Source organism: Methylobacterium sp. WL103, from assembly GCF_008039885.1.
Lineage (GTDB): Bacteria > Pseudomonadota > Alphaproteobacteria > Rhizobiales > Beijerinckiaceae > Methylobacterium > Methylobacterium cerastii.
Genome location: NZ_VRUX01001133.1, coordinates 1 through 735 on the forward strand (window position 1 = coordinate 1; position 735 = coordinate 735).

A 735-nucleotide genomic window follows, 5' to 3' on the forward strand; every position below is an offset into this window, starting at 1 on the left:
GCCTTGCGCCAGGTCACCGCGAGGCCGATCGCCGCGACGAGGGCGAAGCTCGCGATCTCGATCGCGTTGCCGGCCTGCGTCATGCCGGCGGCGGTGGCGCCGAGGACGAGGCGGCCGGTGCCGACGATCGCGATCGCGACCAAAGCCTGCAGAACCGCGGCGGCGAAGCTGAGGCCGAAGCCGCGGCGCAGGGCTCGCTCGCCGGCGAACAGGTAGCCGGCGATGACGGCCTTGCCGTGCCCAGGGCCGGCGGCGTGGAAGACGCCGTAGGCGAAACCGAGGGTGACCAGCGGCGTCCAGTCGCCGCCGCCCTTGATCGCGGCGAGCGCGGCCTGGAGGCTCCGCGAAAAGCTCGATTGGATCGCCAGGAGCCAGCCGCCGAGCCCGGTCGCCGAGGGCGCGGCCTCGCGGAAGCCGATCCCGAACGGAGACCGCGGCGGTGGCGTCGCGAGGCCGGGCGCCACGAGCCAGACCAGAAGCGCGAGGACCAGGGCCGCGACGCCGATCGCGGCGGCGACCAGCGAAAGCCGCAGCGGCAGGCGCCGGGCCGGCGGGACAGCTAGCGCGGCGCCTACGGACACGCGACCAGCACCCGGTTCGCGAACTGCACGCCGTAGCCCGAGGCCGCCGTCAGCGCCTCGAAGAACGCCTCGCTCATGCCCGGCGATCCGGCCTCCGCCGTCTTCGGCTCGGGCGTCTTGGGCCGCGTCACCGTGGCGGCGCAGCCGGCGGGCG

Annotated in this window: 2 pseudogenes; both read right to left on the minus strand. The window is 75.5% G+C overall.

The annotated features are described in order from the left end of the window. A pseudogene (locus FV222_RS28240) lies at nt 1–581 on the minus strand (nickel transporter); the annotation flags it as partial. Beyond that, nucleotides 572–735: pseudogene (locus tag FV222_RS28245) on the minus strand (DUF1007 family protein); the annotation flags it as partial. The pseudogenes FV222_RS28240 and FV222_RS28245, both read right to left, overlap by 10 nt.